Annotated in this window: 8 protein-coding genes and 1 pseudogene; 4 read left to right on the plus strand and 5 right to left on the minus strand. The window is 60.0% G+C overall.

The window, feature by feature from the left end:
- The 3 genes from ACTG4B_RS15150 to ACTG4B_RS15160 all read left to right on the plus strand — a co-directional run.
- The coding region (locus ACTG4B_RS15150) for a lyase family protein (RefSeq protein WP_439156539.1) at positions 1-654 on the plus strand (654 nt) is incomplete at its 5' end.
- Positions 651-827, plus strand: a complete 177-nt coding sequence (locus ACTG4B_RS15155) for a DUF4169 family protein (RefSeq protein ID WP_439156540.1) — start codon at positions 651-653, stop codon at positions 825-827. The genes ACTG4B_RS15150 and ACTG4B_RS15155, both read left to right, overlap by 4 nt.
- Positions 820-1,056: a ribbon-helix-helix domain-containing protein gene (locus ACTG4B_RS15160; protein WP_439156545.1), complete on the plus strand. Its 237-nt coding sequence runs from the start codon at positions 820-822 to the stop codon at positions 1,054-1,056. Before ACTG4B_RS15155 ends, ACTG4B_RS15160 begins: the two co-directional genes overlap by 8 nt.
- On the opposite strand, the gene ACTG4B_RS15165 is transcribed toward ACTG4B_RS15160, so the two are convergent.
- The 4 genes from ACTG4B_RS15165 to ACTG4B_RS15180 all read right to left on the minus strand — a co-directional run bounded on the left by ACTG4B_RS15165 (position 1,041) and on the right by ACTG4B_RS15180 (position 4,983).
- Entirely contained in the window at positions 1,041-1,280 is a 240-nt protein-coding gene (locus ACTG4B_RS15165) for a hypothetical protein (RefSeq protein ID WP_439156541.1), read from the minus strand. The genes ACTG4B_RS15160 and ACTG4B_RS15165 overlap by 16 nt on opposite strands.
- Positions 1,281-1,528: 248 nt before the next feature.
- Positions 1,529-2,893, minus strand: a complete 1,365-nt coding sequence (locus ACTG4B_RS15170; protein WP_439156542.1) for a cytochrome P450 — start codon at positions 2,891-2,893, stop codon at positions 1,529-1,531.
- Complete coding sequence (locus ACTG4B_RS15175; RefSeq protein ID WP_439156543.1) at positions 2,890-4,164, minus strand: hypothetical protein; 1,275 nt, start codon at positions 4,162-4,164, stop codon at positions 2,890-2,892. Before ACTG4B_RS15175 ends, ACTG4B_RS15170 begins: the two co-directional genes overlap by 4 nt.
- A 63-nt stretch (positions 4,165-4,227) precedes the next feature.
- Positions 4,228-4,983, minus strand: a complete 756-nt coding sequence (locus ACTG4B_RS15180; protein ID WP_439156544.1) for a cytochrome c biogenesis CcdA family protein — start codon at positions 4,981-4,983, stop codon at positions 4,228-4,230.
- A 106-nt stretch (positions 4,984-5,089) separates the two neighbouring features.
- Here ACTG4B_RS15180 and ACTG4B_RS15185 point away from each other — a divergent pair, with 106 nt between their 5' ends.
- Positions 5,090-5,317: a sulfurtransferase TusA family protein gene (locus ACTG4B_RS15185; RefSeq protein WP_439156546.1), complete on the plus strand. Its 228-nt coding sequence runs from the start codon at positions 5,090-5,092 to the stop codon at positions 5,315-5,317.
- A 64-nt stretch (positions 5,318-5,381) separates the two neighbouring features.
- On the opposite strand, the pseudogene ACTG4B_RS15190 reads toward ACTG4B_RS15185, so the two are convergent.
- Positions 5,382-6,114: pseudogene (locus ACTG4B_RS15190) on the minus strand (hypothetical protein); the annotation flags it as partial.

The raw sequence follows: 6,114 nt of genomic DNA on the forward strand, positions 1-6,114 counted from the left end.
GCCGCGCATATGGCTGATATCACCGGTCTGCCCTTTGTCACAGCGCCCAACAAATTCGAAGCACTTGCCGCCCATGACGGGCTTGTTGAAATGTCGGGTGCGCTGAAAACCGTCGCGGCGAGCCTCTACAAGATCGCAAGCGACATCCGTCTTCTTGGCTCTGGTCCGCGCTGTGGGCTGGGGGAACTGATGCTGCCGGAGAACGAACCGGGGTCATCCATCATGCCCGGCAAGGTCAACCCCACCCAGGTCGAGGCGATCACACAGGTTTGTGCGCATGTCATGGGCAATGATGCCGCCGTCGGCTTTGCCGGATCGCAGGGGCATTTTGAATTGAACGTGATGAAACCGATGATGGCCTACAATGTGCTGCAATCCATGCAGCTTTTGGGCGATAGCGCCGCCGCCTTCACCGATAACTGTGTTGTGGGTATTCGTGCCGACCGGACACGGATCGAAAAGCTGATGCGGGAATCGCTGATGCTGGTCACGGCCCTTGCGCCGACAATCGGCTATGACAACGCGACCACCGTTGCAAAGACCGCACACAAGAACGGCACGACCCTGAAAGAAGAGGCGATCAATCTGGGCTTTGTGGACGCCGCGACATTCGACAAGGTCGTGCGCCCCGAAGACATGATCGGACCCAAGTGAAGCCGGTCAACCTCAATCAGGCGCGCAAAGCCCGCGCGCGTGCCGAGGCAAAGGCCAAAGCGGATGAAAATGCCGTCCGCTTTGGCCGCAGCAAAGCCCAACAACTGCTGGAGGCCGCACAGGCCCAGAAAGCCAGCGACCGCCTGAACCAGCTGAAATTTGATGATGAATAGGCATGGCCGCCCGGTCAAACGGTCGCTGACCTTGCGGGGGCATCGCACCAGCGTCTCACTCGAAGATATTTTCTGGGATCGATTTCGCGCGATTGCCGATCAGGACGGCAAAACCATCAACGGACTGGCAGCTGAAATAGACGAAGGCCGGGGCGACATTGGTCTGGCCTCGGCCTTGCGGGTGTTTGTTCTTGAACGGGCGCTAAAACGCGATCAGTCCTTGGAATAGAGTGCGCCGCGCAGGTTGGACAACCGCGCGCGGTCCTGCTTTTCTGCATCACTCAACTTTGCAGGTTTGGCCTCAATCGAAGAAGCCGTCTTTGAAAACCGCTGGGCGATTTCATGCGGCTGCAAACGCTTTGGCGCAACACCAATTTTCTTGTCATCACGCCGCCGCTTGCCCAGCAAACCTGCAAGGCCCAGCTTTGATGGATTTGGTAGAGATATCGTCATGTCATCCCCTGATAAGCATTTTGATGTCTTTGCGGTGACGCGTTACGATGCGTCAGAAATAAGGCACACTGTTTACCAGTTCCTAATCCTAATTATGTGCTGCGGCCGTCGCGTTGTCTATCCATAGAACAGTAACAATTTGAAAAATGGCCCTCTGTCGCCCCTATTGGGTCACAATGTCACGGATGGCGTTCTTATATTGGCGACAATATAAACCTTTGCAGGGGTTTGTGTCGGATCTGACGCCGCTAACTTGACCGCGCTGCGAATCGCAACCAGATCCCGTCGCGCGATCGGACTGTCAGATGGGCAACAGGTATAGGTTCTGAACCGTCAACAATCGCGACACGGTAATGCCGCAAGATACGCGCCAAAAGAACAACACCTTCAATCATCGCGAAACCGGCACCGGTGCAAACACGTGGTCCTGCGGAAAATGGCAGATAAGCATCGCGCGTGGCGGCCCTGCTTGCCTCATCGGTCCAGCGCTCCGGATCAAAGGCGTCGGGCGCATTCCAGAACCGTGTGTGCCGGTGCAGATGCCATGGCGAAAGAACCACCTGCGCTCCGCTGCGCACTCTGCGACTGCGAAACACCTCCGGGCGGGTCGTTTCGCGCACCATCATGGGCACCGGCGGATACAGTCGCAGGGTTTCCCGAAATACGTTCCGCGTGATTTTCAATTTTGACAGATCGGCAAATGCGCCATCAAAATTGTCGGCTTCCTCTGCGACCTGATCCTGCCAGTCGGGGTAGCGCGCCATCAAATACAGCGCCCAGGACAAAGCAGAGGCGCTTGTTTCATGACCGGCCAGAAAAAAAATCGCCACCTGATCGACCATTTCCGGAAGCGTGAACCCCGTGCCTGTTTGCGGATCGTTTGTCGTCATGATCTTGGTCGCGAGATCGTCCGGGGCCGTACCTGCATTCACCTGATCAAGGCGGGCGGCTGTCAGGGCCGTGATCAGCCTGCGTATCTCGGTCGCGTGGCGCTGTGTTCCGGGCGGATAGAACCGTGGCATCCATCGCGGCCCCGGCACAAAGGCCGCCAGGTTCAACAAGGGTTGCACCCGCTGGTAGGCCTGAAAGGCAGCAAAGACATCACGCGCCATCGCATCCTCGATCGGGATCGAGAACAGTGTCCGAAAGATCACATCGGCGGCCAGATGGCTGGTCAGGGCCTCGATCTCTTGTGGTGTGTCATCGGCCAAGGCGGCCCAACGGTTCACCGCACTGTCGCCTGCTGCCATGATCGCCGGAAATGCGTCGCGCAACCGCCCCCCTTCGAACGCAGGGTCGATGATACGGCGCTGGCGTTTCCAGGTTTCACCGTTGGTCAGGAATACGCTGTCGCCCAACAGCGGGCGCAGCCCCGCACCAATCCGGTCTGACTTGGGAAAATCCTCGGGCCGTTCATGCAAAACCCGCCGGATCAGCGCGGGATCATTGATCAGATAGCTGCGGAAAAACGGCGTACGAAAGGCCGCCATCCACGCCCCGTATAGCCGTGCAGGCTGGGCCGACAGAATATCGCGCCGAAACAGGCGCATATAGCGCCACAGCGATACCTTGTCGGGGCGCACCGCCGGCTTGGGAGGCAGATCGTCTGTCATGGCAACAATGAGGTGTATCTGGATACGGGCACGTCAATGCGCGATTTCGACGGTTGCCGGTCACGATAACGCTCTGCCAGTGTCAGCGGACCGGCGGTGATCTTGAAATAATCGTAGTCTCCAGGACGATCAAAGGCGCAAAGGTACTGGAAATGCAGTCGGAAAAACCGCCAGCGCAAGGCCTTCCACCGCGCAGGCGACAGGGTTTGCGTGAAGGCCGCCGAGATCACCAGCGGCCAGCGTTTGCCCGGCGGTGTCACGCCCGTCACGGCCACCGGATCACACAGCGCGAAACAGCAGCCATCACCGGGGGCCGAAACATCGACCCATGTCAGCACGTCTTGTGCGGCCAGATACGCGAGATCGCTGCGCAACCGCTGTGCGCGTGGCAGAAAAGACACCATCGGCACCACCTGCCCCAACGTCAGCAGCGCCAGTCTTGGCCCGTCCGTCGGAACGCGCCCCAGCCGGATCAGGTCGGCCACAACCGAAATTGCCAGATGCGCCCCCGATGAATGGCCGACGATCAACACCTCGTCCACGTCACCGCGCCATGCCTGTGCGATCTGGTCGGTAAAGTCGTTGATCCGCGCCTCCAGCGCGGGCGGATTGGCACCGCGCGCACCAGCGGAAAAGGAATAATCATGCATCAGGTAATAGGCGAACAGCCTGTGATCGTGTGACTTGAACCATCGCAGGACCAAGACCAAGACCGTGACCCAAAGCACGTATTTGGCGACCAGCGCAATGGCGCTGACCACTGTTTCAGAAACTCCGCCCGTCAGCCCGGCCAGCGCCATCAGCCAATGCAGGGCGGCTGCCACGGCATTACCCGCCAGCCCGCCCAAGAAAAGCGCCACCAGAAACTGTGCCAGCAACATCGCAACCGGATACAAGGCGGCGATCACCGGCCCCTTGCGCATCCACATCAACCGCCGCAGCGTGCCCGTGGACAGATAGAGCCACGCCGTGCGCAACAGCTGTAGATACGTCGCGGGAATGGACCCGGCCATGCTGTCGCGGACAATATCGGACCACACCAGCACGTCGATGCGGGCGGCGACATCATGCCCGTCGATATGCGCATTTACCCCCCAGCCAAAGGTATGGGGCGCAGATGTGCCCGTGATGCTGATTTCATATCCGCTGATCGCGGCCTGTGCGGCGCTTTCGCTGCGGTAAAGTTCACGATATCGGCGCGGATGGATCGGATCGTAGCCAGGAATGTGAAACACACGCCGTTGCCGGACCTGCGTGGTCTGATCTTTCATTGTGGTGCACTGCCTCGGGCCATTTTTATCACGCTAGCGCGTTTCCGGGGCAAAGATAAGGCTTTAACCGATCAGGGCGAGCGCGGGAAACCGTTCCAGCAACCAGTAACTGAAGGCGGCGAATTGCCCGGTCAGCATCATCAGCCCCACCGTCCAGAGCAACAGGCCCGATGTCCGCTCGATCCTGTCCATATGGCGTTTCATCCAGCCCATCACCCCCTTGAGACGGGGGAAGAACGCAGCCACCAGAAGAAACGGAATTCCCAACCCCACCGCATAGAAGGCCAAGAGCACGGTGCCGCGCATCACATCGCCTTCGGATGCGGCCAAGCCAAGGATCGCGCCCAGGATGGGCCCAAGGCAAGGTGTCCAGCCAAAGGCAAAGGCAAGTCCCAGCACATAGGCCCCAAAGGCCGATCCGCCCCTGTCGCCTGCATCCATCCGCACCTCACGGTCCAGAAAACCGATCCGGAAGACCCCGATGAAATGGGCCCCCAGAATCATCACGATCACACCCGCAATAACGATGAATTTATCCTGATACTGCAACAACATGCGCCCCATGCTGGAAAAGGCAAAGCCAAGCAGAAGGAACACGGTAGACAGCCCAAGAACGAAAAACACCGCACACAGTAAAACGCGGCGGCGCGCCTGACTGGCCTGTTCCATCTCTGTGACGGATACGCCACCCATATAGGCCAGATAAGGCGGGACGATGGGCAGTACACAAGGGCTGAGGAAAGACAGCAAACCGGCCATCATGGCGACCAACATTGCCGGCAGCAGGGCCGCATCGAAAATCATGGCCGTGTCAAACATCTTGTCCCCTTTCAACAACCTACCTATGTCAGCAGGCAGCCAAGGTCACGCGGTTTGAGCTCACATCTTGGTGGACAAGATGAAACATCCCGCCTACCTCTGGCGCATGACCCATGATGCTGAACTTGATGCGCTGGGGCTTTTGTGCCCCTTGCCCGTGCTGAAAGCGCGCAAACGCTTGCAGGCGCTGGCGCCGGGCCAGGTGTTGCGCATGCTGGCCGATGATCCGGCCGCGATCGTCGATGTGCCGCATTTCTGCGCCGAAGCTGGTCACGACCTGCTGACGATCGAGGATGCTACGGATGGGCAGGTCTATCTGATCCGCAAGGGCTGACCGCATCAAACGGCAACCGGAACGAAAAAGGCCGCGTCTGACTGACGCGGCCTTTTCGGTGTTATCACCCCCGACCGAGTGACCACCAGCCCTTGCGTTTGGGCTTGTCGGATGCCGGGGCTTCGGCCGTTGCTGGCTCTGGCGTGGCTTCGGGTTCGGGCGCGACTTGCGGCGCCGGTTCTGGCGCTTGCGTTGCAGCGGCGGCTGGTGCCGGTTCTGCGGCAGCTGCGGCACTATCTGTCGGCGGTCCGGCCACAGGGGCGGCCTGATTGTCGGAAAGTGCCTCTGCCGGTTTCGGCTTGGCCCGGCTGCGGCGCTTTGGCTTTGGTTTTTCCGCGACGGCGGACGCTTCGGGTGATGCCTCCACCTCTGGCGGCACAGTCTCTGCGGCCTCTGATGTTCCCACCTCTGCGACAGGCTTGCGGCGGGTGCGCGTCCGCTTTTTCGGCGCAGGCGTTTCCGCCTCTGCCTCTGGTGCTGCGGCTTCTGGAACTGCCTCTGCAGCCTGCGGCGCATCGGCAGGTGCTTCGGTCTTGCGGGCGCGGGTGCGGCGGCGCTTGGGCTTTTCAGCCGGCGTTTCTTCCGCAGTGGTCTCTGCGGGCGTTTCTACCGCAGGTTCTGCGGCCGTTTCGCCGTCGGTGGACACGTCGGATGTCTCGGCCTGCAGGGCATCGCCATTGCTGTTGCCGTTCCGCCGACGACGCCGACGCCGACGCTTGCGCTTGGGCTTGTCGTCTGCATCATCGCCACCAACCGCTTGCGGGGCTTCGGCCTGTGTGGTGATGTCTTCTTCCTCG

The organism is Yoonia sp., from assembly GCF_965660735.1.
GTDB lineage: Bacteria > Pseudomonadota > Alphaproteobacteria > Rhodobacterales > Rhodobacteraceae > Yoonia.